Genomic DNA, 23894 nt, shown 5'->3' with positions numbered 1-23894 from the left:
GGCGCCGGGGATCCCGCAGGGACCAGCGGCGCCGTCGGGTCAGACCGCCTCGCCCTTGGTCAACCGCGCGACGTGGTCGATCAGCGCCGCCCGGAAGCCGTCGTGCTCGGCAAGGTCCGCGCCGAAGATCTCCGGTACGCGCAGCAGCGAGTCGACCAGACGGTGCGGGTCACCGTCGGCCGGCGCCGCCGCGGCACGCAGCCGGTCGGCCATCGGATCGTCCAGCGGCAGCTCTCGTCCCCGTACGTCGCGGCCCCGCGCGACGTACACCATCCAGGCCGCGACCGCGAGCGCCGCGTGCCTCGGCACCTCGCCGGCGGACAGGCGGTCCCGAACCGTGCCCAGCAGCCGCACCGGCAGCTTCTGCGACCCGTCCATCGCCACCTGCACGGTGCGGTGCCGCAGCGCCGGGTTGGCGAAGCGGGTCAGCACCTGACGCCGGTAGTCGTCGAGATCCAGCCCGTCCGGCACCCGCAGCGTGGGCGCCACGTCCTGCACCATCAGGGCTTCGGCGGCCGCCGCGAGCCGGTCGTCGGACAGCGCGCCCGCGATGGTGTCGTGTCCCGACAGGGCGCCCAGGTAGGCGAGCAGCGAGTGGCTCGCGTTGAGGTTGCGCAGCTTCACCGCCTCCCACCCGGCGACGTCAGTGGTGAGGACGGCGCCGGCGCGTTCCCAGGCGGGTCGGTCGGCGGCGAAGTCGTCCTCGATGACCCACTGGCTGAACGGTTCGGCGACCACGACGCCCTGGTCCTCGAGGCCGAGGATCCGGTGGACGTCGGCGCGGTCCTGGTCGGTGGTGGCCGGCACGATCCGGTCGACCATGCAGGACGGGAAACGTACCGACGTCGCGATCCACTCGGCGAGCCCCGCTGCCTGCGACGGCGGCAGCGCGTCCACGAAGTCGTGCACCAGTGCGCGCAGCACCTGTCCGTTTCCGGTCAGGTTGTCGCAGGACAGGATGGTGAGCGGTGCGCCGCTTCGCGACCGGCGGTGCTGCAGCCCGCGTACCAGCTGGCCGACGGCGGTGCCGGGCGGCCGGCCGGCGAGGTCGGCCGCGACCTGTGGATCGGAGCGGTCCAGGCCGCCGGCGCCGTCGCGGCGGTATCCCTTCTCGGTCACGGTCAGCGTGACCACGCGTACGGCGGGGTCGGCGATCCGGTCGACCACCGTCGCCGGGTCGGCGCCGCCGAAGACGACCTCCCGGACGCTGCCGATGACCCGCAGCGACGCCGCGTCGGCGGCCCGTTCGAGCACCGAGTAGAGGCCGTCCTGCGGCGTCAGTTGCTCGCGCACGGACGCCGACCGCTGGGTGACGCCGGTGATGCCCCAGTCGTCGCGGCCCGTGGCCGCAGCGGCCAGTTCGGTGAAGACGGCCTGGTGGGCCCGATGGAAGGCGCCGATGCCCAGGTGCACGATGCCGACCCGCAGCGCGCGCGGGTCGACCTGCGGGCCGCGCCAGCCCTGGCCCGGTCCGGTGATGCGCTCCAACGTGTCGAGGCGCAGCCGCTGCGCGGTCCCGGCGGTCACAGCACCGCTCCGAGTTGCCACGGCACGATTTCCTCGCCGCCGAGGCCCATCTCCTCGCTGGCGGTGCGCCGGCCCGACGCCACGTCGAGCAGCAGGTCGTACACCTGGCGGCCCATCTCCGGCAGCGGTACGCCCGGCTCGACCACCGCCGAGCAGTCCAGGTCGATGTCGCCGGCCATCCGGGTGGCCAGCTCGGCGTTGGTGGCCAGCTTGACCGTCGGCACGGGGCGGCTGCCGAAGACGGAGCCGCGGCCGGTGGTGAAGCAGATCAGGTTCGCCCCGCCGGCGACCATCCCGGTCACCGAGACCGGGTCGTAGCCGGGGGTGTCCATGAACACCAGGCCCGGCCGGGGGATCGGTTCGCCGTACTCGCGGACGGCGGCGAGCGGGCTGTGGCCTGCCTTGGCGACCGCGCCCAGCGACTTCTCGAGGATGGTGGTGATGCCGCCGGCCTTGTTGCCCGGTGAGGGGTTCGCGTCCAGCGTCGTGCCCTGCTGCCGGGTGTACTCCTCCCACCAGCGGATGCGGGCCATCAGCGCGTCCGCCACCGCCGGGTCGGTGGCGCGGGCGGCCAGCAGGTGCTCCGCGCCGTACACCTCCGGCGTCTCACCCAGGACGCTGGTCGCGCCGGCGGCGACGAGCAGGTCCGAGGCGACGCCCAGGGCGGGGTTCGCGGTCAGGCCGGACCAGCCGTCGGACCCCCCGCACTGCAGGCCGAGGACGAGCTCCGCCACGTCGACCTCGGTACGTGCCGCGCCGGCCAGGTCGTCGATCATGCCCCGGACCAGTGCCACGCCGCGCTGCACCGCCGACGACGTGCCGCCCAGCTCCTGGATGGTGTACGACGACACCGGCACGTGGTCGGCCACGCCGAGGTCCGCCATCAGGCCGGTCACCGTGTTGACCTCGCAGCCGAGTCCGATGACGACCAGCCCACCGATGTTCGGGTTGCGTGCGTAGCCGGCCAGGGTGCGGCGCAGTAGTTCCCAGCCGTCACCCTGGGCGGCCATGCCACAGCCGGTGCCGTGGGTCAGGGCGACGACCCCGTCGACTCCGTCGACCTCCTCGGCCAGGTCCTCGGTGAGCCGGGCGACCTTTCGTGCCACGGTCGCCGAGCAGTTGACGGTGGTCAGGACCCCGACGTAGTTGCGGGTGGCCACGCGACCGTCCGGCCGGCGGTAGCCGTGGAACGTCCGCCGCAGGTCGGCGGGGAGCGCAGGGGCCGAACCTGCTTCCCCCTGCGCCGTCCGGACGGCGGCGTTCTCCGGCATGCCGAGGTTGTGCACGTGCACGTGTTCCCCGGCGTGGACCTCGGCGAGGGTGCGTCCGATCACCTGGCCGTACTTGCGCACCAGCGCCCCGGCGGGCAGGTCCCGCAGGGCGACCTTGTGCCCGGCGGGCAGGTCGCCGCGCAGCGTCACCTCGCCGGCCCCGCGCACCGCGACGCACGTCCCGCGCGCCATCGCCGTGGTCGCCACCGCGACGTCGTCGCCCTCGTGCAACACCACCAGGCTCATCCCGGCACCTCCACTTCGGTTTGTGCGACCAGTCGGCGGGACTCGTCGAGCGCCGGCAGGTATCCCGTGCCGCCGTGGCCGCCCAGCGACAGCGCCGCCGCGGCCGCGCCCAGCCGGATCGCGTCGGGCAGGTCGTCGCCGAGGGCGAGCCGGGCGGCGACGGTGCCGGCCAGCACGTCCCCGGCGCCGGTCTGGTCGACGATCCGCTCGGCGGGATATGCGGGCACCTCGGTCCGCTGTCCGCCGTCGTCCAGCAGCACGCCGTCGGCGCCCCGGGTGAGGGCGACCGCGGCCGGTCCGAGCGCGCGGAACGCGGCGCACGCCTCGGCGGGATCCGTGACCGCGGCGTCGAGCAGCGCGGCGGCTTCGCGTGGCCACGCCGGTGTGACCAGCCGGGCGTGCGGGGCCAGCGCTCGCAGGTGGCCGGCGGCGGTGTCCGCGTCGACGAGTCGTGGCCGCCAGTTGGGGTCGTAGACGAAGCGGTTCGCGGCGTGTGCGGCCACGCGTACCGCCTCGAAGGTGGTGGTCGAGATCGCGCAGGCGACGCCGCTGGAGAGCACCACGCCCGCGCCTGCGGCGAGGTCCTGTGGCACGTCGGCGGGGGACAGGCAGGAGCCGGCGCTGCCGCGCCGGACGTAGACGAACTCGCGCTGCCCGGCCGGGTCGGCGTGTTGCAGGTAGAGGCCGTGCTGCCCGGGGGTGCGGATCAGGCACGACGTGTCGATGCCGAGCGCGGCCACCCGGGCCACCAGTTCGTCGCCCAGTTCGTCCTCGGGCACCCGGGCCAGCAGGCAGGTGTGCGCGCCGGCGGCGGCGGCCGCGGCGGCGGCGTTCAGCGCGTCTCCGGAGAAGCCCAGGCGCAGCGCCGCGCCGTCGCGTAGCGGTTCGAGCGCGGTCAGTTCGACGAGGATCTCGCCGAGGACGAGTACGTCCGGGGTGGTGCTCACCATGGGTGCACCGTGCCGTCCTCGAGCCGGTTCACCGGCAGGTACGCGGGGGAGTAGGGGAAGCGGGCGGCCGCCTCCTCGTCGATGTCCACCCCGAGCCCCGGTGCCTCGCTGGGGTGCAGGTAGCCGTCGGCGAAGTGATAGTCGTGCGGGAACACCTCGTCGGTCTGGGCGGTGTGCCGCATGTATTCCTGCAGGCCGAAGTTCGGGATGGCGATGTCGAGTTGCAGCGCGGCGGCCAGGCAGACGGGGGAGAGGTCGGTGGCGCCGTGGGAGCCGCTGCGGACGTGGTGCAGGGCGGCGTAGTCGAAGATGCGCCGCAGGTGGGTGATGCCTCCGGCGCGGACCACCGTGGTGCGGATGTAGTCGATGAGCTGTTCGCGGATGAGCTGGGTGGCGTCCCAGACGGAGTTGAAGATCTCGCCGGTGGCGATCGGGGTGGTGGTGTGCTGGCGGATGAGCCGGAAGCCGTCCTGCAGTTCGGCGGGGATCGGGTCCTCCATCCAGGTCAGCGCGTAGGGCTCCAGGCTGCGCCCGAGCCGGGCCGCCTCGATCGGGGTCAGCCGGTGGTGCACGTCGTGCAGCAGCCGCAGGGTCGGGCCGAACTCGTCGCGCACCTTCGCGAAGACCGACGGGAGGTGCGCCAGGTACCGCTCGGTCGACCAGGTCGCCTCGGTGGGCAGCGCCGCGTCGGCCGGCTCGTAGAACATCTTGTCGCCGCTGACGCCGTACGTCTTGGCCAGACCCGGGACGCCGCACTGCACCCGCACCGCCCGATAGCCGAGGTCGACGAACCGCGCCACCTCGGTGAGCACCTCGTCGACCGTCTCGCCGTTGGCGTGGCCGTACACGGTCACGCCCTCGCGGGAGCGGCCGCCGAGCAGCTGGTAGACCGGCAGCCCCGCTACCTTGCCCTTGATGTCCCACAGGGCGGTGTCCACGGCGGCGATGGCGCTCATGGTCACCGGACCGCGCCGCCAGTACGCCCCCTGGTAGAGGTACTGCCAGGTGTCCTCGATCCGCGCCGGGTCGCGCCCGATCAGCAGCGGGACGACGTGGTCGCGCAGGTACGACTCGACGGCCAGCTCGCGGCCGTTGAGGGTGGCGTCGCCGACGCCGGTGACGCCCTCATCGGTGATGATCTTCAGGGTGACGAAGTTGCGGCCCGGGCAGGTCACGATCACCCGAGCGTCAACGATCTTCATGACGGCTCCTCGTTTCCGTCCTCGAATGCGTCCAGCAGCGACCGCAGCCGGTCCGCCGCGCCCGGCCGCAGCAGGTCGCTGCCGACGCCGACCGCACACGCGCCGGCCCGTAGCCAGTCCGGCACCGCGTCGAGCGCGATCCCACCGGTGGGCACCAGTTCGGCGTCCGGCAGCAGCTGCCGCAGGCTGGTCAGGAAGGCCGGGCCACCGACGTGGGCGGGGAACACCTTCACCGGCCCGCGCGCGGCGGCGGCCGCCACCTCGCCAGGGGTGAACGCGCCCTCCAGGAACGGCAGCCCGGCGCTCGTCGCGACCGCCCGGACGTCGGGCGCCGGCCAGGGGCTGACCAGGAACTGCGCGCCCGCCTCCACCGCCTTCGTGGCCAGCGCCCCACTGGTGACGGTGCCGAGGCCGACCATTGTGCCGTCGGGCGCCAAGCGGCGCGCGTCGCGTAGCGCGGCGGCCCAGTCCGGGGTCGTCGCGGTCAACTCGACCACCCGCAGGCCGTGACCGAACATGGCGGCGGTGGCGGCCGTGGCCTCGGCCGCGGTCGGCAGTCGGAGCACCGGGAGGACCCGCTGCCCGCGCAGCAGGGTGATCAGCTCGCTCACGAGTCCGGCTCCTCCTTGACCCGGGCGACCAGTTGGGTCGGGTTGACGTAGCGCAGGCTGATCACGAGCAGCACCAGCATCATGGCGGTGTAGATCACGGCCATGGCGTCCACCGACTGCTGGGCGCGGATACCCGCCGCGGACATGGAGTAGTACAGGGCGACCACCAGGGTCTGGGAGTCCGGGCCGGCGGTGAGGAAGGTCAGCTCGAACATGCCGACGGTGCGTACCAGGACGAGGATGGCCGAGGCGAGCATTCCGGGCAGCAGCAGCGGCGCCAGCACCCGGAGGAACACCGACCACAGCCCGGCGCCGCACATCCGGGCGGCGCTTTCGATCCGCGGGTCGATCTGCTCGATGAACGGCGTCATGGTGAGGATCACGAACGGCACCGACGGCACGAGGTTCGCCAGCACGACGCCGGAGAGGTGACCGGCCAGGCCGAACTTGTAGAGCACCGTCGCCAGTGGAATGCCGTAGGTGATCGGCGGCATCAGGATCGGCAGCAGGAAGACCAGGTACGCCAGCCGCTTGCCGGGAAAGTTGTGCCGGGCCAGCACGTACGCCGCTGGCACCCCGATCACCAGCGACAGCGCCACGACCAGCAGGGAGACCTGCAGGGTGACGACGATGACGTCGAAGAGCGCGAACTCGTGCCACGCCTCCCCGTACCACTTCCCGGTGTAGCCGTCCGGCAGCCAGGTGTCGAACCAGCGCTGGCCGAAGGAGCTGACCAGGACGGAGCCGACCACCCCGAGCAGGTTGAGGAAGAAGAAGACCACCACGCCCCAGACCAGCCAGGCGGCGGGGCGCGCGACCAGCCGCCGTCGCGGCCGGGTCTCGCCGGCGGCGGGCGCGTCGCCGTGGTGGATGACGGTGACGGTGCTCATCAGCCCTTACCTCCCGTCGATCCGGTGTAGAGGCGGGTGCGGCCCAGCAGCACCACCGAGATGACGACCAGCTCGATCAGGCCCATGATCATGGCGATCGCGGACGCGTACGGGTAGTCGTACTGCTCGTAGGCCGCCTGGTACGCGGCGATGGAAATGACCCGGGTCTCGCCGGCCGGGTTGCCGACCAGCACGGCGGACGGGAACACGCTGAAGGCCAGCACGAACGTCAGGCAGAACGTGGTGGCGAGCCCCGGCGCCAGCAGCGGCAGGGTGATCATGCGGAACCGCTGCCACCAACCCGCGCCGAGGGTGGCCGCCGCCCGCTCCAGCGTCGGGTCGATGCCGGTGAGGTACGACAGCACGAGCAGGAAGGCGAACGGGAATCCGGTGATGACCAGGGATAAGAAGACGCCCCAGTAGTTGTGCACGAGCCGTACCGGCTCATCCGTGAGGTGCAGTGCCAGCAGCACGCGGTTGAACCAGCCGGTGGGACCGAGGAAGTTGAGCAGCCCCTGGGCGGTCAGCACGGTCCCGAGCGTGATGGGTACGACCAGCAGGATGGTGACCAGCCGCTTGCCGCGGAACCGCCCCCGCATCCGGTAGGCGATGGGCACCGAGGCGAGCACGTTCAGCAGGGCCGCGGGCAGGGCGAGGCGCAGCGTGATCCACATCGTGTCCCGCTGGTAGGCGTCGCCGAAGAAGCGGGCGTAGTCGTTGAACGGGCCGCCCTCGGTGGGTTGGAAGGAGAGGCCGAGGCCGTAGAAGAACGGGTACAGGAACAGCAGGACGACGAAGAGCACCGCCGGCGCGAGCAGCCACAGCTGCGCGTCGACGCCCCGTTCGGCCAGGCGGTGCCGCCAGTGCGCCCGAGGAGACTGCGGCGCACCGGCGGACGCCGTGGGGCGGGTTGCCGTGACGCTCATCCGACCAGCCCCGGTTCCTTGACCACCGCGTCCGCCGGGTCGCCGGGGGCGGCGGGGGGCCGCTCGTGCGGGTCGGTCGGGAAGATCAGCAGCCGCCGTGGTGACACGCGCAACGAGACCGCGTCGCCGGGGGCGAGCCGCTTCTCGGTGCGGACGTGGACCTGCAGCCCCGAGGCGGTGCGGGCCTCGGCCGCCAGTTCCCGGCCCTGGTACTCGACCACCTCGATCTCGGCGGGCACCCCGTCCGGCGTGCCCGGCTGGTCGACCTGGACGTCCTCCGGGCGCACCCCGGCGACCACCGCGTCGCCCGGGGCGATCTCACCGACCGGGTCGCCGACGAGCCGCAGCCCGTCGGCCTCCACCGTGACCAGGCCGTCGCGTACGGACTGCGCCCGCATCGGCCAGAGGTTGCGGTAGCCCATGAAGTCCGCGACGTGCCAGTTGCCCGGCCGGGTGTGCAGTTCCTCGGGCGACCCGATCTGCTGCACCCGGCCGCCCCGGAGCACGACCAGGCGGTCGGCCAGGGACAACGCCTCCTCCTGGTCGTGCGTCACGTAGACCGTGGTCAGCCCCAGCGACTGGTGCAGTCGGCGGATCTCGGTGCGCATCTCCAGGCGGAGCTTCGCGTCCAGGTTGCTCAGCGGCTCGTCCATGAGCACCAGCGACGGTTCGAGCACGACCGCGCGGGCGATCGCCACCCGCTGCTGCTGTCCCCCGGAGAGTTGCCCGGGCAGCTTGTCGGCGTGCTCCTCCAGTCGCACGAGGCGGACCGCCTCCGCGGTACGCCGGCGGATCTCGTCCTTCGGCAGCCGCCGCATCCGCAGACCGAAGGCGATGTTGCCGCGGACGGACATGTGCGGGAACAGCGCGTAGCTCTGGAACACCATCCCGAACCCGCGGCGTTCGGGCGGCAGGGTGTCGACCCGGCGTTCGTCCTGCCAGATGCTGCCGGCGGTCAGGGGCAGCAGCCCGGCGAGGCAGTTCAGCGCGGTGGACTTGCCGCAACCGGATGGGCCGAGCAGGGCGATGAACTCGCCCGCCCGGATGGTCAGGTCGAGGTCGCTGAGCGCGTCCTGGCTACCGAAGCGGCGGGACACGCCGTCCAGCCGCAGCTCGGAGAAGCCTGCGGTCGCGGTGCTCATCCCTGCTTCACCTTTCCGCTGCCGATCTCGCGGTCCCAGCGGTCGAACGCCGCGACGAGAGCCTTCGCGTCCAGCGGCACCTCGGTCGGGTTGCTGGCGATGAGCTGCTCGTACTCCGGGCGGCCGAACTCCTTGATGGCGTCCTGGCTCTTCTGCGGCGCCATCGACAGGTCGACGCCCTTCACCGCCGGCCCGGGGTAGAAGTAGCCCTGGTCGAACGCCTTGGCCTGCTGCTCGGGGGTGAGCATGAACTTCAGCAGGGCCAGCACCGCGGCCTGGGTGTCGGTGGAGACGCCCTTGGGGATGACCGCGTAGTGGGCGTCGGTGACCCAGTGGAAGCCCTGCAGCGAGCTGACCTTCGCCTCCTTGGGCACCGTGCCGAGCACCCGCGGGTTGATGTCCCACCCGGTGGTCGAGGCGATCACCTCGACGGACCCGTTGGCGAGGTTCTTCATCGTCTCGCTGGTGCCGCTCGGGTAGTACTCGACGTACTGGTTGAGCTCCTTGAGGTAGGCCCAGGTCTTGTCCCACCCGTTCACCGGGTCCTTGGGGTCCTTGTCACCGAGGATGTAGGGCAGTCCCATCAGGAAGGTCCGGGCGGGGCCCGAGTTGGAGGGGCGGGCGTACTGGACCTTGCCCGGGTGCGCCTTGGCGTAGGCGAGAAGCTGCTCGGCGCTGGTCGGCGGGTTGGGCACCTTCGCCGGCAGATACTCCAGAAGGGGGCCGGACGGGTAGTAGGTGACCGTCACGCCCGCGTTGCCGGCCAACTTCTGCATCGCGGCGGCCGGTTCCAGGTAGTCGTTCATCCCCGGCAGCCGGTCCGCGTACGTGGGCAGCAGGTCCATCCACAGGTTCTGATCGATGCCGGCCGCGAGGCCGTCCACGCCGGTCAGGACCAGGCCGATGTCGACCCGGTTGGCGTTCTGCTGCGCCTTGATCTTGCCAGCCAGCTCGGGGGCGGGCGACTTGGAGTAGGTGACCCGCGAGATGACGTCCGGGTTCTTCTGCACGAACTCGTCGATCATCCCCTGCGTCAGTTGCAGGTTGCCCGCCACGTCCAGGACGTTGAGCGTGACGGCCTTCTTCGGCTTGTCGGGCACGGGCCCGCTGCTGTCGCCGCTGTCCCCGCCGGGGCCGCTCGGCGCCCCGCAGCCGATGGCGAACGTGAGTACGGACGATGCGGTGGCGATCAAGGCACTGCGCCGGGTGATACCCATGAAAACATCCCTTCCTCGGTCACCCCGAAGGTCGCGGCCGTGGCCCTGCAGTCGGGGAGGTGGTGGTCAGGTGGTCCGCGCAACCCCGGTGGAGCCGCGCACGAGAAGTTGAGCGGGCAGCTCCCGACGCGTGTTGCGCACGCTGTCGGGCTGCAACAGCAGGGCGAGCAACAGGTCGACCGCGGCGCGGCCGGCCTGCTCCTTGGTGAGCGAAACGGTGGTGAGGGCCGGGGAGGACATCGCCGACATCTGGATGTTGTCGATGCCGATCACGCTGATGTCACCCGGCACGTCGACGCCACGGTCCCGTAGCCGGCTGAGCAGGCCGAGGGCCATGACGTCGTTGTAGGCGATGACCGACGTGACGCCGGAGGCGATGACGAGATCGGCCGCCGCGACCCCGCCCTCGAAGTAGGGCGGGAAGTGACCGGCCACGTACAGTTCCATGCCGGCGGCGCCGGTCGCCGCGCGCAGGGCACGCATCCGGTCCCGGGTGGACCATGAGGTCCGCGGCCCCCCGACCCAGGCGACCCGCTGGTGGCCGAGTGCCTGGAGATGGGCGATCGCCTGCCGGATGCCCTCCGCGTTGTCGAAGACGACGGACGGAAGGTTGCCGAAGCGGCGGTTGACCATGACGAGCGTCGTGTGCTCGGTCAGCTCGCGGATCTCCTCCTCGCGGGCCCGAGGGGAGCAGAGGATGAGCCCGTCGACCTGCTTGGCGAGGACCCGCACCAGCCCGATCTCGGCAGCCGGGTCCTCGTCGGTGTCGGCGAGGAAGACTGCGTAGTCCGCCTCGCGCGCCTTGGCCTGCACCCCCTTGACCACGCTGGGGAAGAAGGGGTTGGTCAGGTCCGGGACGATCAGTCCCAGGTTGCCGGTGCGGCCGGTGATCAGACCACGCGCAGCGCGGTTGGGCGCGTAGCCCAGTCGTTCGGCTGCTCGCAGGACCCGTTCCCGGGTGGCGGCGTTGACCATCTCGGGCGTCGACAACGCCCGCGACACGGTCGATGCCGAGACACCCGCCTCGCGGGCCACCTCGCGGATCGTCGCTCGCACGGCTCACCTCCCTGCTCCGTGAAGCGCGTGCCTCGCAGTCTGAAACCGATTGCAGTTCTGTGTCAATACTCGGTTACGTGAATGTTTCCAGGAGACCGACGCACCTTCCCCTTGAAGGCGGACGAGGTCAATGCAATCCTTTGCAAGAGTTGTTCAGCCCTAGCCGCCCGAGGAGACCTGCGTGGCACAGCTGCGTCTGCACCCCGACCGAGCCCTGCCAGCCGGAGACGACATCCGTGCCGTCGCCCGCCGGATCTACCAGTCGACGCAGGCACTGCCGCTGCTCTGCATGCACGGGCACGTCGACGCGGCCGTCTTCGCCGACGACGAGCCCTTCACCGACCCGGCACAGCTGCTGGTGGTGCCGGACCACTACGTGACCCGGATGCTCGTGTCCCAGGGCGTGCGGCTGGAGGAGCTCGGCGTTCCCAGGGTCGACGGGGGTGCGGTCGAGCGCGACCCCCGGCAGATCTGGCGGCGCTTCTGCGCCCACTGGCACCTCTTCCGCGGCACGCCCAGCCGCTACTGGCTCGAGCACGAGATCGTCGAGGTCCTCAAGATCGACGTGGCCCCCGGTCCGGACACCGCCGATCTGCTCTACGACCTCATCGAAGCCCGCCTGGCCGAGCCGGGCTTCCGGCCGCAGGCGCTGCTCGACACCTTCAACATCGAGCTGATCTCCACCACCGACCCGGCTACCTCGACGCTCGACGACCACGCCCGGCTCGCCGCGGCGGGCCTCGGCGCACGGGTGATCCCCACGTTCCGCCCGGACGCCCTGACCCACGTCGACTCCACCGGCTGGACCCACCGGGTCCAGCGGCTTCAGGAGCTCTCCGGAGTGGACACCGGCGACTACGACGGCTTCGTCGCCGCGCTGCGCCACCGGCGCGAAGCCTTCCTGCAGGCCGGGGCGCGGGCCACCGACCACGGTCACCTCACCGCCGCCGCCGAACCCCTGCCGCCAGCGGAGGCGAGGCGAATCTACGCCGAGGCCCTCCAGGGCGGCGTGCGGGAGGACGACGCGGCCGTCTTCGCCGGCCACATGCTGTACGAGATGGCGCGGATGTCACGTGACGACGGCCTTGTCATGCAGATCCACCCCGGCGTGCTGCGCGACCACGACACCGCCATCCACACCGCTTTCGGCCCCGACAAGGGATTCGACATCCCCGTCAGCGCCGAGTTCACCCGGGCGCTGCGACCGGTGCTCAACGCGTTCGGGCGCGACCCGAACTTCCGGCTCATCCTGTTCACCGTCGACGAAACCGTCTACTCCCGCGAGCTCGCCCCGATCGCCGGCGTGTATCCCTCGGTACGGCTCGGAGCGCCGTGGTGGTTCCTGGACAGCCCCGACGGGATGCGTCGCTTCCGTGAGCTGGTGACCGAGACCGCCGGCTTCTACAACACCTCCGGCTTCGTGGACGACACCCGGGCGTTCCTCTCGATCCCCGCCCGCCACGACCTCGCTCGGCGCATCGACGCCGGCTACCTGGCCCGTCTCGTGCTGGAGCACCGGCTGTCGGATGACGAGGCCGTGGAGACCGCGATCGACCTGGCGTACCGCCTGCCGCAGCAGGCGTACGCCCCTGCCGCTCTCGGGAAGTAGCCGCGGTCGTCCGGGCCCTGGCATCTCAACGCCGCGCGGCCCGGCTCGCGCGATTCAGGTGAGCCGGGCCGGGTGCGCGGCAACGAGAGCGAGGGCGGCAGATCGGGCGTCGTAGCCGTGCGTTGCCGCCCTGCGGACCGACGACGCCGCGGAGGAAGATCGAGATTGAAACAAGTTTCAGTCTCGTGACGCATTGACCGTCGGCCAACCCTTTGGTGTCGTGAACCTCGCACCGCAAACGGTTTCACCCGTACGCGTGGAGGAGTTGCCATGCCGCCGATCACGCAGCCCGCCATCACCCGACGAGGGCTGTTCGGCCTGGGGGCGGCCGCCACCGCCGCCACGACGCTCGCTGGCACCGCTCGGCCGGCGCGAGCCGCGGAGGCCGCAGGGTCGCCGGGGGACGTGTCCACCGATCTGCTGCAACAGTGGCGGGAGGCCCCCGGTTGCCACCCGCTGGTGCCGGACGTTTCCGCCGCCGGCTACCGGCTCGGCGAGCGGCCGCCGGCGCCTCGGGTCATCGCGAAGGTCACCGACTTCGGCGCCCGCCCCGACGGGACGGACTGCACCGCGGCATTCAACGCCGCCGTAGCTCACGCGGGCGAGCACGGCGGGGGAGTGGTACTCGTGCCGCCGGGGACCTACACGCTCTCCGGGCCGGTCTGGATGCACTGGTCCGCAGTGGTGCTGCGCGGCGCGGGTCGGGACTCCACCGTCCTGCACTTCACCCGTCACCTCGAGGACGGCTACCGACCGAACCGCCAGTCCAACGGAAACAGCCGCTGGTCCTGGACCGGCGGCCAGATCTGGTTCGTCTCGCCCGAGCGCCGCGCCCGGTCCGAGGCCGAGGACTACGCGGGAACCGAAGGGTGGCTGCTCGGTGACGTGCTCGCCGACGTCGGCGTCGCCTCCCGCGGCCAGCGGACCCTCATGGTGTCCAGCACGACCCGGCTGACTCCTGGGGACATGATCGTCCTCGAGTGCCAGAACCCGCCGGACGCGAGCCTGCTGAAGCACCTCGCCGGCGACGTTCCCGGCACCCGGGACTACGACTGGCCACGCGGAGCGCCCCAACTCGTCACCGGATCCGGCGGGCAGTACGTGCAGTACGCGACCCTGCAATGGCCGGTGCGGGTCGACGCGGTGCTCGGCGAGCGGATCGTCCGGCTGGCCCAGCCCCTCAAGTACGACCTCCGGACCGGATGGCCGGCCCGGCTGCGCGCCATCGGCCCCACGGTTCACGACGCCGGCGTCGAGCACCTCACGATCAGGAACGAACTCGTCCCACAGACCGCGCACAACAGGCATCCAGGCTCGAACGGCGTGTGCTTCCAAGCGGTCCACGACTGCTGGGCGCGGGACGTACGCGTGGAGAACTGCGACCTCGGCTTCGGGCTCACCTCCGCCAAGTCGGTCACCATCACGTGCGTGACCGTCGGCGGGCGGGCCGCCCACCACAGCTTCGCCTGCCGCATGCAGTCCAACGACAACCTGGTGGAAGACTTCGAGATCGAACGGTTCACCGTCCCGGTTCCCGCCGGTGCCATCCATCACGGGCTGAACCTGGAGGGACTGTCCGCTGGCAACGTCTACCTCAGTGGGCGCATGGCGGAGGGGACGTTCGACTCCCATCGGGCCATGCCCTTCGAGAACGCCCGGACCAACATCACGCTCGAGAACAACGGACGGGTCGGTGGCTCCGCCGCGTCAGGTCCCCTCTTCGGCGCACGGATGGTGCACTGGAACGTCCGGATCACGAACGGCCGCCAGTACGCGGTCACCATCGCCGACGTGGCACCGCGCAGCGTCACGGTGGGCGTGCAGGGCGTCGAGGACACCAGCAGCGGGCTGCCCCGCGACTTCTCCGGCGATCTCGAATCGCTGCTCGCCCTCCAGGGGACGGCGCCGTCGGTCGAGGACCTGTATGTCGCGCAGCGCGGACGGCGCTGATACAGGGCCGGGGCTCCTGATGCACCGCGACGGCGACGGGCCCGACCGAGTCTGGCCGGGCCCGCACGCGACCGCTCAGTAGTAGCGCTCCAACAGGTTGAAGTCGTCGGTGTTCGGATACCGCTGCGAGCTGCGGTACGCGTACACGCAGCTACTGGTGGACGTGTTGTGCCCCAGGCCGAGCACGTGCCCGAGTTCGTGGCAGGCGGTGTTCCAGCGCTCGTACTCGGTGCCGCTGCAGTAGGTGTTCAGCTGGACCGTCGCACCGGCGTAGTAGAGCCCCGTCATCCCGCTGTGCCCGGTCACGTGACCCGGAGGTCGCGGTCGCGCGCCGGTTGGATCACCGCAACGGCCGCAGCCAGCACGATGCCGAGGCTTGCCAGCTGCACCAGGGGCGCCCATGCCGGCGCGCGTACCGCGAGCAACCCGCCGAGCGCCGCGCCCGCGATCAGCCCGAGCAGAGTGAGGATGCTCTGCGCGACGTCGCGCAGCCGGTGCCCGGAGGTGAGTCGCGCGATCACCGTGGTGAGCGTTCCGGTGAGATAGGTGGTCGACAGCCCCGCCACCCCGAAGCGCTGCACGGTGCTGCTCTGGATGCCGAGCGCGATCGCGTTGAGGACCAGCAACAACAGTTGCAGCTGCCCCGACGGGTGGGCGCCGCTCAACCACCAGCCCACCGCGTACGCTCCGAGCACCACGCCCTCGACGGCCAGTGCGCGGGTCACCGCCGGCGGCCAGATCGGGTCGTCGGGTCTGGGGGTGCCGGCGATGCGGGTGCCGAGCGAGCAGCCGAGGATGAAACAGGCGATCGCCGCGCCGGTGTGCACGGCCAGCGCACCGTCGGCCCCGGCGGCGGCGATCCCGAGCAGAACCATGTTCCCGGTCATCACGCTGGTGAAGGCGCCGCCTAGGGCGAGGAAACCGATCGCGTCGGTGGCTCCGCTGTTCACCGCCAGCACGACGGCCAGCACCTCCCGCCACCGGCGCTGCTGATCCCTGCTCCGCGCCCCCATGGTTGGCGTCCACCTGGTTCGGCGCGGAAGCGTGCTCTTGATCGTGGGCATTGGTCCACGATGACAAACCGGCCGACGGGAAGCCGTGGGCTGGTTGCACAGAAGAGCGCGGCGAAGCATGTGCACCTTGGCCGTGGGGCGCTGGTCGTGGGCTCCCTAGCGTTGGTGGCACCCCAGACACCCATGGCGTTACGCCGAGCTGCCGGGACCGCCCCGACGCATCACAGAGAGAGGCGACAAGATGACCGAGCTGCTCTCCCGCGACAAGTTCCGCGCTGCCCTCGAGGACGCGATCAAGGGCAGAGAGGCCAAGAACGCGTCGTTCAGCCAGGCCTGGGCCGACGGCAAGCTGCAGCGGCACCACTTCGCCCGCTGGGCGGAGAACCACTACCACTACGTGGGCCCGTTCGCCGACTACCTGGCCTACGTCTACGCCAACACCCCCGACACCTGCACCGACGCCAAGGACTTCCTGCTGCAGAACATGTACGAGGAGGAACTGGCCGACATCCGCCACACCGACCTGCTGATCCGCTTCGCCGAGGCGTGCGGGACGACGCGGGAGCGGATCGAGGACCCGAACAACATGAACGCGGTGACCCGCGGCCTGCAGGCGTGGTGCTACGCCACGGCCATGCGCGAGCACTTCGCGGTGGCGACCGCGGCACTGGTCGTGGGGCTGGAGTCCCAGGTGCCGAGCATCTACAAGAAGCAGATCGTCCCGCTGCGCGAGGTGTACGGCTTCACCGAGGACGAGATCGAGTTCTTCGACCTGCACATCACCTCCGACGAGGTACACGGCGAGCGCGGCTACCAGATCGTCCTGGACCACGCCAACACGCCCGAACTGCAGCAGCGATCGTTGCAGTTCGTCCGCTGGGGCGCGGAGATGCGCTTCGCCTACACCAAGGCGCTCTACGACACCTACGTGGCACCGGACCTGATCACCGCCTGATCGCAAGCCGCCGGACGGGTGGGTCGACTGTTGGCCCACCCGCCGGCAGCTGCGGCCGCAGTTCCGCTGCTTCAGACCCGGAGGGAGTCGCACATGAGCGAGTCTGACCCCGTCGAGTGGGTGCTCGTCGCCGAGCTGTCCGAGCTCGCGCGTCGCAAGAAAAAGCAGGTAGTAGTCGGCGGTACGCCGGTAGCGCTCTTCCTCGTGAACGGCCGGGTCTTCGCGTTGCACGACGTGTGCGTGCACAAGCAGCGCTCCCTGAGCAAGGGGACGGTGCTGCACGGGCGGATCATCTGCCCCGGTCACCAGTGGTCCTTCGACCCGGCCACCGGCGAGGCGGCGGACCAGACCGAGTGCCAGCCGACGTACGACGTCCGGGTGGCGGACGGCAACGTCTACGTTGACCCGCGACCGCGCACCGGGCGCGCGCAGACCGGCGCCGCAGGGCACCCGGTCGAGGTTGCGGGGTGACCCGCCGATGACGACGACCATAGTCACCGTCGGTGCCGGTCAGGCCGCCGCCGTGGCCGCTCGCGCGCTGCGTCGACGCGGTTTCGACGGTCGGATCGAGCTGATCGGCGCCGAACCGGAGGCGCCGTACCAGCGGCCACCGCTGTCGAAGGAGTACCTCGCCGGCGACGACGACTGCGGCCTGGACCTGCTGTCGGAGCAGTGGTGCGCGGCGAACGACGTGCACCTGCGGCTCGGCCAGCCGGCCGTGGTGATCCGGCCGGAGCGCGGGCTGGTCGAGTTGGCCGACGGCACCGAAGTCGCCGCCGCCGGGGTTCTCCTCGCCACCGGTGGCAGCCCCCGCCGCCTCCGGGACGTCGGGGGTGAGCGGGTCCACTACCTGCGCACCCGGCGGGACGCGGACCGCCTCCGCGCCGAGCTGCGCCCGGGCGTGCACGTGATCGTGATCGGCGCGGGTTTCATCGGCGCCGAGGTCGCCGCCACCAGCCGCGGCAGGGGCGCCGAGGTGACCATGGTGGAAGCGCTGGACGTGCCGCTGCAGCGCGTACTGGGCCGGGAGATCGGCACCACCTGCGCGGCGATCCATCGCGAGCAGGGCGTCACGCTGCGGCTGGGAGAGTCCGTCGAGTCCGTCGTCGAGACACCGACCGGTGTCGTCGTCACCACCAGCGGCGGGCGCATCGAGGGCGACCTGGTGGTGGTGGGCATCGGTATCACGCCGAACACCGCCGTGGCCGAGCGGTCCGGCCTCGCCGTCGACAACGGCATCCTCGTCGACGAGTACTGCCGGACCGCGGTGCCGAACGTGTACGCCGCCGGCGACGTGGCCAACCACTGGCATCCGCTCTTCGGCGAGCGGATCCGGGTCGAGCACTTCGACAACGCCAGCCGGCAAGCGACCGCCGCCGCCAACAACATGATCGGCCGGAGCACGGTGTACGCGGATCCGCACTGGTTCTGGTCGGACCAGTACGACCACAACCTGCAGTACACCGGCCACGCCCCGGTCTGGGACGAGCTGGTCGTGCGCGGTTCGGTCGAGGAGCGCGACTTCTCGGCGTTCTACCTGCGGGAAGGCCTGGTCCGGGCGGCGTTCGCCGTCGACCGCGGCGGGGACGTCCTCGTCGCCAAGGAACTGATCTCCGCGCAGATCAGCGTCGAGGCCAGCGTCCTCGCCGACGAGGACTTCGACCTGGCGGAACTGACGGCATTGGAGGAGCAATTGTGAAGGGCAACTTCATCGGTGGCGAGTGGGTGGGCTCGGCCAGCGGGCGTACCCGCGAGCGACGTAACCCGGCGGACGAGCGCGACGTCGTCACCGTGTTCCCCGACTCCGACGCGAAGGACGCCCACGACGCCGTGACCTCGGTCGCCGCCGGCCACCGGGAATGGGCGCAGCGCGGTCCGGAGGCGCGGGCGAACGTCCTGCACCGGGCCGCGGACATCCTCGCCGCCCGCGCCGACGACCTGGCCCGGGAACTGGTCCGCGAGGAGGGCAAGACGCTTGCGGAGGCGCTCACCGAGACCCGCCGTACCCCGTCGAACCTCCGCTTCTACGCGGGGGAGGCGATGCGGATCGCGGGCCGCACCTACGCCACGGGCGACGGCAGCCTCGTCTACACCTCCCGAGAGCCGGTCGGCGTTGTCGTGGCCATCACCCCGTGGAACTTCCCGCTGAACATCCCGTCCCGCAAGCTCGGCCCCGCCCTGGCCGCCGGCAACGGGGTGGTGTTCAAACCGAGCGAGGTGACCCCGCTGATGGGGCAGCGGCTGGTTGAGGCGCTGCTCGAGGCAGGTGTCCCGGCCGGTGCGCTCGCCCTGGTGCAGGGCGGCGGGGAGGCCGGCGCGGCGCTGGTCGCGGATCCACGGGTGGGTGCGGTGACCTTCACCGGCTCCTACGACGTCGGGGCGACCATCCACCGCACGGTCGGACCCAGCCAGCGCTGCCAACTGGAGATGGGTGGCAAGAACCCGGTGATCGTGCTGGAGGACGCCGACCTGGACCGGGCGGCCGACATCGTGGTCCGCGGGGCATTCGGCCTCAGCGGCCAGGCGTGCACCGGCACCAGCCGGCTTATCGTCCACGATGCCGTGCACGACGCGCTCGTCGAGCGGGTGGTCGCACTCGCCCGCGCCCGCCGCGTGGGCGACGGGCTCGCCGACGGCGTACAGATGGGCCCCCTCGCGACCCGCGCCCAACTGGACAAGACCCGGCACTACCTCGACCTCGCCGCGGCTGCCGGCGCCCGTCTCCGCGCCGGTGACGAGCCGCTCGGTCCGGGCCTGGAGCACGGCAACTTCGTTCGTCCGGCGGTCTTCGCCGACGTCGACCCCTCGTCGCCCTTGGCGCAGGACGAGGTGTTCGGCCCGGTCCTGGGCGTGCTTCGGGTCGACAGCTTCGACGACGCGATCAGCCTCGCCAACGACACGGCGTACGGTTTGTCGGCCGGCATCGTCACCCGCGACCTGGGTCGTGCGCTCGAATTCGCCCGGCGCGTCGACAGTGGCCTGGTCAAGGTCAACCAGCCCACCACGGGCATGGCGATGAACGCGCCCTTCGGTGGGCTGAAGAACTCCAGCACGCAGACGTTCAAGGAACAGGCAGGGGAGACGATGATGCACTTCTACACCGTCGACAAGACCGTGTACGTGGGATCATGAGCGCGCCAGAGGCCGCCGGCGCCGCGCCGGCGGGAACGGAGCCGGGCACCGTCACGTTCGTCTGCGTCGCCCGCTCAGGTCAGGTGCCCGACGGCTACGTCCGCCGCTTCTACGCCGACAGCCTGGAGCTGTGCGTCGCCCGCTTCGAGGGCAAGGCGTACGCCACGTCGAACTACTGCACCCACCTGGACTGCCTGCTGTCTTCGGGCAAACTGGTCGACGACGGCATCGGCTGCTCCTGCCACGGCAGCGTCTTCGATCTCGAGACCGGCGAGCCGGTCTGCCCGCCCGCCACCGAACCGATCAAGACCTTCCCGGTGCGGGAAGAGGACGGGCAGATCTACGTGGGCGTGACGCCGGAGGACATCGCGACCGGTGGCCCGCGCCGACGCAAACCGGTGAGGTGATGAGCATGAGTGCGGACTGGCCAGCACCGACCCGTAACGCGGTCCTCGCCGGCGAACACATGGCGATCTCAAGCCACCCGGCGGTCACCGCCGTCGGCCACCGGGTGCTCGCCGAGGGCGGCACCGCGATCGACGCGACGGTGGCGATGGCCGCGATGTCCTGGTTGGCGCTGCCCGGCCAGTGCGGCGTCGGCGGCGACGCCTTCGCCCTGGTCCGCGAGCCGGACGGGTCGGTGTGGACCATCAACGGCAGCGGGTACGGGCCGGACGGCGGCGACCTGCAGTACTACCGCGGGCAGGGCCTGCCCGCGATTCCCCTCACCGGGGCGCTCGCCGTGGCGGCTCCGGGTGCGGTCGCGGCGATCGCCGCACTGCACGCCCGCGGCGCAACGCGCAGCCTCCCCGAGTTGTGGGCGCCGGCGATCGCCGCGGCCGAACGCGGCCTGCCCTGCACCCGGAAAACCCGCGCGGACATCCTGGAGCACGAGACGCAGTTGCGCGCCGACGACGGGGCCCGACGGACGTTCCTGCGCGACGGTCGGGCGCCGCAGGTCGGGCAGCGGCTCCCACAGCCGGAGCTCGCCGACTCGCTGCGGCTGCTGGCGGCCGATCCCCGCGCCCTGTACACCGGCGAACTGGCCGATCGGGCGGTGGCCGCACTGGCGGCGGCCGGCGCTCCCTACAGCGGCGACGAGTGGGCCGCCTCCGGCGTACCGCTCGACGGTGAGGCGATCGCCGTGCGGTACGGCGACCTGGTCGTGCACACGACGCCGCCGCCCACGCCGGGCTGGATGGTGCTGCAGCAGACGGCTGTCTGCGACGGGATGCTCGCCGGGCTGCCGTGGCTGAGCGCCGAGGCGATCGGCTGGCTCGCCGGAGCGGCCCGGCAGGCCTTCCGGGACCGGTGGGACCGGTGCGGCGCCGACACCGACGCCTGGCAGGCGCTGCTGCGGCCCGAGGCGGTCGCGGACGTGCGGGCGAAGCTGGCCGCCGGGCAGCCTCTGGCCACGGCCGGGCTGACGCCGGACGGGGACACCACGACGACCGTCGCCGTCGACGGCGACGGCCGCGCGGTCAGCTTCATCCACTCGCTCGCCTTCACCTTCGGCGCCCGGATCACCATCCCGGGCACGGGGATCATGCTCAACAACCGGCTGGGGCGCGGCGCCTACCTGATCGAGGACCACGCCAACCAGGTACGACCGCGGCGCCGCCCGCTGCACACCTGCCTTGCCTGGCTGGTGACCGACGCCGGGGGAGCCCTGCGGCACGTGGGCAACACCCCTGGCGGCGACGGGCAGGTGCAGTGGAACATGCAGGTGCTGTCGCACCTGATCGACCACGGCCTGGATCCGCAGGAGGCGGTCTCGGCGCCGCGGTTCACGGTGTTCCCGGGCAGCGACGCGGACGTGGTGGGGGCGCCCGACGAACTCATCTGCGAGTCGCGGCTGGGCGGGCGTACCTTGGCGGGGCTGCGCGACGCCGGGCACCCGGTCCGGGTGGTGGGGCCGTGGGACGCCGGCGGCAGTGCCCTGGTGGTCTCGGTCGACGAGCGGCTCGGCTGCCTCGCCGGTGGCGCCGACCCCCGCCAGGACGGGGTGGCGCTCGGTGGCTGAACCACTCGCCCGGGGGACGCTGCCGGCGCCCCCGGCCCCGCAGGGCCACTACGTGCCGGTGGTGGTGCACGGCGGCACCGCGTACACGGCGGGTATGACCCCGCGGGTGGACGGCCGGCTCGCCGTGCGTGGCCTGGTGGGCGCGGATCTGACCGTGGCCGACGCGCGGGCCGCAGCCGGCCTCGCGGCGAGCAACGCCCTCGCCGCGGTGGCCGAGGCGGTCGGGGGACTGGGCCGGGTGCGCCGCTGCCTGCGGATGACCGTGTACGTCGCCTGCCGTCCCGACTTCACCCGGCACTCGGCGGTCGCCGACGGGGCGTCCGAGGCGCTGCGGAACTGGCTGGGCGAACGCGGCGGCGTGGCGCGGTCGGCCGTCGGGGTGGCGAGCCTGCCGTCCGGCGCGCCGGTCGAGGTGGAGCTCACCGTCGCCGTGACCGCGGATTGAGCCTTGGTGTCGGGTTCACTTCCCGCCCGCGCCGCCGCCTGCCTGTGGCGCATTGTCGAGGGTCAGCGCCTTGGCATCTATGATCACGGACGATTCCTGATCAAATTGGTCAGCCTTCGGACACCGTTGGGCGCTGTCCGAAGGCTCAACTACTGGGCGGTGTACCCGCCGTCGACGGGCAGCGCTACACCGGTGACGTAGCTGGATGCCGGGCTGCACAGCCACAGGACCGCGTCGGCGATCTCCTCCGGGCGCCCGAGACGGCGCATGGGGGTGGCGGCGAGTGTGTCGTCGAGGTCCAGTTCCCCGTTGGCGGTCATCCGATCAACCATCGGCGTTGCGATGGTGCCGGGGCACACCGCATTCACCCGCACGCCGAGCGGCGCGTACTGCAGCGCCACGCTCTTGGTGAGCCCCAGCACGCCGTGCTTGGTGGCGTGGTAGGTGGCGCGCCCGGCTCCACCGACCAGGCCGCCCAGCGACGAGCAGTTCACAATCGCACCCGACCCCTGAGTGCGCATCTGCGCCAGCTCATGCTTGACCGACGTCCACACGCCACGCAGATCCACACCGGTGATCGCGTCGAACGCATCCACGGGCTCGTCGGCGGCATCGGTCGGGGGGAGCATGATGCCTGCGTTGTTGAACGCCATGTCCAACCGCCCGAATGCCTCGACGGTCTTCCGCACCGCGTTGGCGACCTCGGCCTCGTCGGACACGTCGCACCGTACCGCCAACGCCTGGTGCCCCTGCCCGGTCAGCTCGCCCGCGAGCTCGTGCACGGCGTCGCCGTTGAGGTCAAGCAACGCCACCATTGCGCCCGCTTCGGCGAAGGCGCGCGCGGTGGCTGCGCCCATGCCGGCGCTCGCACCGGTCACGAGAGCGGCCTGTCCGGTGAAATCGTAGGTAGGCACAGGCATCTGGACTCCCAAAGGTTGGCGACCCCGTCGGGCCGGTGGGCTCAGCGGTCGGTGTCAGATCGTTGAGGCTGACCAACTTGATTAGGAATCGTCGGTGATCCTAGGTTAGCCGTGTGGACGGTGGCGTCTCGCTTTTGGGCTGGTTCGGGGGAGATTCCGGTGAGGTGGGCCGGTCGTGATCGCGGGTTCTCCTGGTTCGATGTCGATGCGATGAGCCGGTGACCGGGAAGCTGCCGCTGGCCGACGGCGAGACTTCCCGTACCGCTTGCGCCCGCGCTTTGCTCCGATCAGCGGTGGACGAGGAGAGCGGTGAGGTCCTGTCGCAGGCGGTGCTTGCGCAACGGATCGGCTGGTGTGCCGACCTGGTAGCGGGGATGGCCTCCGGCCTGTTGGCGGAGCGTTGGAACGCGGGCGATGTGGAGGTGTTGGCCTCCGGACAGGACCCGGGTGGCCGGAAACTTCCGTCGAACGCGTGGATGGCGTTGCGGCGTCTGGGCTGGACGGTTACCGCGCCGGCGGGTGTGAGGGTCAATGACCGGATCGTGCGCATGGCGCAGGAGCAGGCCGGGCGGGCACTTCGTTCGCCGCGGTGGCGTGCTGACCTGACCGCCGGGGTGCTGGCGACGTGGCCGGCCGATCCGCGTCAGCGCACCGCGCAGGAGTGGGAGCAGGTACGCAAGGCGGTTCCGGGCGGGGAGCATCTGCCGTCCAGCATGATCAAGTCCCGCACTCGGCAGGCTGCCAGGTTCCTTGCCGTCAATGGGCGGCTGCCGGTGGATGTGTTCGAGCTGGAAGGCGTCCCAAGGGTG

23 protein-coding genes are annotated in these 23894 nt (G+C 71.5%); 10 read left to right on the top strand and 13 right to left on the bottom strand.

The features are described 5' to 3' along the window. Positions 1-39: 39 nt before the first annotated feature. The 10 genes from FXF52_RS25495 to FXF52_RS25450 form a co-directional block, all read right to left on the bottom strand. Positions 40-1527, bottom strand: coding sequence for a mannitol dehydrogenase family protein (locus FXF52_RS25495; RefSeq protein WP_222870671.1), 1488 nt, complete (start codon positions 1525-1527; stop codon positions 40-42). Further along, positions 1524-3044, bottom strand: coding sequence for a UxaA family hydrolase (locus FXF52_RS25490; RefSeq protein ID WP_148800859.1), 1521 nt, complete (start codon positions 3042-3044; stop codon positions 1524-1526). The genes FXF52_RS25495 and FXF52_RS25490 overlap by 4 nt, the downstream gene beginning before the upstream one ends. After that, complete coding sequence (locus tag FXF52_RS25485) at positions 3041-3994, bottom strand: sugar kinase (RefSeq protein ID WP_148800858.1); 954 nt, start codon at positions 3992-3994, stop codon at positions 3041-3043. Before FXF52_RS25485 ends, FXF52_RS25490 begins: the two co-directional genes overlap by 4 nt. Beyond that, the gene (manD, locus tag FXF52_RS25480; RefSeq protein WP_148800857.1) at positions 3988-5196 is read right to left on the bottom strand and encodes a D-mannonate dehydratase ManD; all 1209 of its coding nucleotides are present in this window, start codon (positions 5194-5196) and stop codon (positions 3988-3990) included. The genes FXF52_RS25485 and manD overlap by 7 nt, the downstream gene beginning before the upstream one ends. After that, positions 5193-5807, bottom strand: coding sequence for a bifunctional 4-hydroxy-2-oxoglutarate aldolase/2-dehydro-3-deoxy-phosphogluconate aldolase (locus FXF52_RS25475; RefSeq protein ID WP_148800856.1), 615 nt, complete (start codon positions 5805-5807; stop codon positions 5193-5195). The genes manD and FXF52_RS25475 overlap by 4 nt, the downstream gene beginning before the upstream one ends. After that, complete coding sequence (locus FXF52_RS25470) at positions 5804-6697, bottom strand: ABC transporter permease (RefSeq protein ID WP_148800855.1); 894 nt, start codon at positions 6695-6697, stop codon at positions 5804-5806. Before FXF52_RS25470 ends, FXF52_RS25475 begins: the two co-directional genes overlap by 4 nt. Further along, positions 6697-7623, bottom strand: a complete 927-nt coding sequence (locus FXF52_RS25465) for an ABC transporter permease (RefSeq protein WP_148800854.1) — start codon at positions 7621-7623, stop codon at positions 6697-6699. Before FXF52_RS25465 ends, FXF52_RS25470 begins: the two co-directional genes overlap by 1 nt. Further along, positions 7620-8765, bottom strand: a complete 1146-nt coding sequence (locus FXF52_RS25460) for an ABC transporter ATP-binding protein (RefSeq protein ID WP_148800853.1) — start codon at positions 8763-8765, stop codon at positions 7620-7622. The genes FXF52_RS25465 and FXF52_RS25460 overlap by 4 nt, the downstream gene beginning before the upstream one ends. Continuing rightward, positions 8762-9982: an ABC transporter substrate-binding protein gene (locus FXF52_RS25455; protein WP_148800852.1), complete on the bottom strand. Its 1221-nt coding sequence runs from the start codon at positions 9980-9982 to the stop codon at positions 8762-8764. The genes FXF52_RS25460 and FXF52_RS25455 overlap by 4 nt, the downstream gene beginning before the upstream one ends. A 66-nt stretch (positions 9983-10048) precedes the next feature. Beyond that, positions 10049-11038 carry a LacI family DNA-binding transcriptional regulator gene (locus FXF52_RS25450; RefSeq protein WP_148800851.1) on the bottom strand — a complete coding sequence of 330 codons (990 nt, stop codon included), beginning with the start codon at positions 11036-11038 and terminating at the stop codon, positions 10049-10051. Between the two features lie 181 nt (positions 11039-11219). Here FXF52_RS25450 and uxaC point away from each other — a divergent pair, with 181 nt between their 5' ends. Together uxaC and FXF52_RS25440 are read left to right on the top strand one after the other, a co-directional pair. After that, the gene (uxaC, locus tag FXF52_RS25445; protein WP_148800850.1) at positions 11220-12647 is read left to right on the top strand and encodes a glucuronate isomerase; all 1428 of its coding nucleotides are present in this window, start codon (positions 11220-11222) and stop codon (positions 12645-12647) included. Positions 12648-12917: 270 nt separating this feature from the next. After that, positions 12918-14597 carry a glycosyl hydrolase family 28-related protein gene (locus FXF52_RS25440; protein WP_148800849.1) on the top strand — a complete coding sequence of 560 codons (1680 nt, stop codon included), beginning with the start codon at positions 12918-12920 and terminating at the stop codon, positions 14595-14597. 75 nt (positions 14598-14672) lie between these two features. Here FXF52_RS25440 and FXF52_RS25435 read toward each other — a convergent pair whose 3' ends face one another. Further along, positions 14673-14885: a matrixin family metalloprotease gene (locus tag FXF52_RS25435; protein WP_148800848.1), complete on the bottom strand. Its 213-nt coding sequence runs from the start codon at positions 14883-14885 to the stop codon at positions 14673-14675. A 14-nt stretch (positions 14886-14899) separates the two neighbouring features. Beyond that, positions 14900-15610: a DUF1275 family protein gene (locus FXF52_RS25430; RefSeq protein ID WP_187413682.1), complete on the bottom strand. Its 711-nt coding sequence runs from the start codon at positions 15608-15610 to the stop codon at positions 14900-14902. 241 nt (positions 15611-15851) lie between these two features. Here FXF52_RS25430 and FXF52_RS25425 point away from each other — a divergent pair, with 241 nt between their 5' ends. The 7 genes from FXF52_RS25425 to FXF52_RS25395 all read left to right on the top strand — a co-directional run bounded on the left by FXF52_RS25425 (position 15852) and on the right by FXF52_RS25395 (position 22165). Beyond that, a complete protein-coding gene (locus FXF52_RS25425; protein ID WP_148800846.1) occupies positions 15852-16565 on the top strand; it encodes a TenA family transcriptional regulator in 714 nt (237 codons plus the stop codon). Positions 16566-16658: 93 nt separating this feature from the next. Next, positions 16659-17036 carry a Rieske 2Fe-2S domain-containing protein gene (locus FXF52_RS25420; protein ID WP_148800845.1) on the top strand — a complete coding sequence of 126 codons (378 nt, stop codon included), beginning with the start codon at positions 16659-16661 and terminating at the stop codon, positions 17034-17036. 7 nt (positions 17037-17043) lie between these two features. After that, on the top strand, positions 17044-18264 hold the full coding sequence (locus tag FXF52_RS25415; RefSeq protein ID WP_148800844.1) for an NAD(P)/FAD-dependent oxidoreductase: 1221 nt from the start codon (positions 17044-17046) through the stop codon (positions 18262-18264). Continuing rightward, entirely contained in the window at positions 18261-19697 is a 1437-nt protein-coding gene (locus tag FXF52_RS25410) for an aldehyde dehydrogenase family protein (RefSeq protein ID WP_222870670.1), read from the top strand. Before FXF52_RS25415 ends, FXF52_RS25410 begins: the two co-directional genes overlap by 4 nt. After that, the gene (locus FXF52_RS25405) at positions 19694-20104 is read left to right on the top strand and encodes a non-heme iron oxygenase ferredoxin subunit (protein WP_148800842.1); all 411 of its coding nucleotides are present in this window, start codon (positions 19694-19696) and stop codon (positions 20102-20104) included. The genes FXF52_RS25410 and FXF52_RS25405 overlap by 4 nt, the downstream gene beginning before the upstream one ends. 5 nt (positions 20105-20109) lie before the next feature. Then, on the top strand, positions 20110-21720 hold the full coding sequence (locus FXF52_RS25400; protein ID WP_222870669.1) for a gamma-glutamyltransferase family protein: 1611 nt from the start codon (positions 20110-20112) through the stop codon (positions 21718-21720). Next, positions 21713-22165: a RidA family protein gene (locus FXF52_RS25395; RefSeq protein WP_187413681.1), complete on the top strand. Its 453-nt coding sequence runs from the start codon at positions 21713-21715 to the stop codon at positions 22163-22165. The genes FXF52_RS25400 and FXF52_RS25395 overlap by 8 nt, the downstream gene beginning before the upstream one ends. Positions 22166-22314: 149 nt before the next feature. Here FXF52_RS25395 and FXF52_RS25390 read toward each other — a convergent pair whose 3' ends face one another. Continuing rightward, on the bottom strand, positions 22315-23085 hold the full coding sequence (locus tag FXF52_RS25390) for an SDR family NAD(P)-dependent oxidoreductase (protein ID WP_148800878.1): 771 nt from the start codon (positions 23083-23085) through the stop codon (positions 22315-22317). 218 nt (positions 23086-23303) lie between these two features. On the opposite strand from FXF52_RS25390, the gene FXF52_RS42535 reads away from it, so the two are divergent. Next, a partial coding sequence (locus tag FXF52_RS42535) for a hypothetical protein (protein ID WP_222870667.1) occupies positions 23304-23894 on the top strand: 591 nt, incomplete at its 3' end.

Source organism: Micromonospora sp. MP36, assembly GCF_008119785.1.
GTDB lineage: Bacteria > Actinomycetota > Actinomycetes > Mycobacteriales > Micromonosporaceae > Micromonospora.
This window is presented reverse-complemented; position numbering and strand designations above follow the sequence as displayed.

Excerpts from the sequence above, each read along its gene's own strand:
- FXF52_RS25455 (WP_148800852.1), bottom strand. The coding sequence starts at position 9,982 with ATGGGTATCACCCGGCGCAGTGCCTTGATCGCCACCGCATCGTCCGTA.
- FXF52_RS25405 (WP_148800842.1), top strand. The coding sequence starts at position 19,694 with ATGAGCGCGCCAGAGGCCGCCGGCGCCGCGCCGGCGGGAACGGAGCCG.
- FXF52_RS25420 (WP_148800845.1), top strand. The coding sequence starts at position 16,659 with ATGAGCGAGTCTGACCCCGTCGAGTGGGTGCTCGTCGCCGAGCTGTCC.
- FXF52_RS25440 (WP_148800849.1), top strand. The coding sequence starts at position 12,918 with ATGCCGCCGATCACGCAGCCCGCCATCACCCGACGAGGGCTGTTCGGC.
- FXF52_RS25490 (WP_148800859.1), bottom strand. The coding sequence starts at position 3,044 with ATGAGCCTGGTGGTGTTGCACGAGGGCGACGACGTCGCGGTGGCGACC.
- FXF52_RS25470 (WP_148800855.1), bottom strand. The coding sequence starts at position 6,697 with ATGAGCACCGTCACCGTCATCCACCACGGCGACGCGCCCGCCGCCGGC.
- manD (WP_148800857.1), bottom strand. The coding sequence starts at position 5,196 with ATGAAGATCGTTGACGCTCGGGTGATCGTGACCTGCCCGGGCCGCAAC.
- FXF52_RS25485 (WP_148800858.1), bottom strand. The coding sequence starts at position 3,994 with ATGGTGAGCACCACCCCGGACGTACTCGTCCTCGGCGAGATCCTCGTC.
- FXF52_RS25400 (WP_222870669.1), top strand. The coding sequence starts at position 20,110 with ATGAGTGCGGACTGGCCAGCACCGACCCGTAACGCGGTCCTCGCCGGC.
- FXF52_RS25415 (WP_148800844.1), top strand. The coding sequence starts at position 17,044 with ATGACGACGACCATAGTCACCGTCGGTGCCGGTCAGGCCGCCGCCGTG.
- FXF52_RS25425 (WP_148800846.1), top strand. The coding sequence starts at position 15,852 with ATGACCGAGCTGCTCTCCCGCGACAAGTTCCGCGCTGCCCTCGAGGAC.
- FXF52_RS25390 (WP_148800878.1), bottom strand. The coding sequence starts at position 23,085 with ATGCCTGTGCCTACCTACGATTTCACCGGACAGGCCGCTCTCGTGACC.
- FXF52_RS25435 (WP_148800848.1), bottom strand. The coding sequence starts at position 14,885 with ATGACGGGGCTCTACTACGCCGGTGCGACGGTCCAGCTGAACACCTAC.
- FXF52_RS25460 (WP_148800853.1), bottom strand. The coding sequence starts at position 8,765 with ATGAGCACCGCGACCGCAGGCTTCTCCGAGCTGCGGCTGGACGGCGTG.
- FXF52_RS25430 (WP_187413682.1), bottom strand. The coding sequence starts at position 15,610 with ATGGGGGCGCGGAGCAGGGATCAGCAGCGCCGGTGGCGGGAGGTGCTG.
- FXF52_RS25465 (WP_148800854.1), bottom strand. The coding sequence starts at position 7,623 with ATGAGCGTCACGGCAACCCGCCCCACGGCGTCCGCCGGTGCGCCGCAG.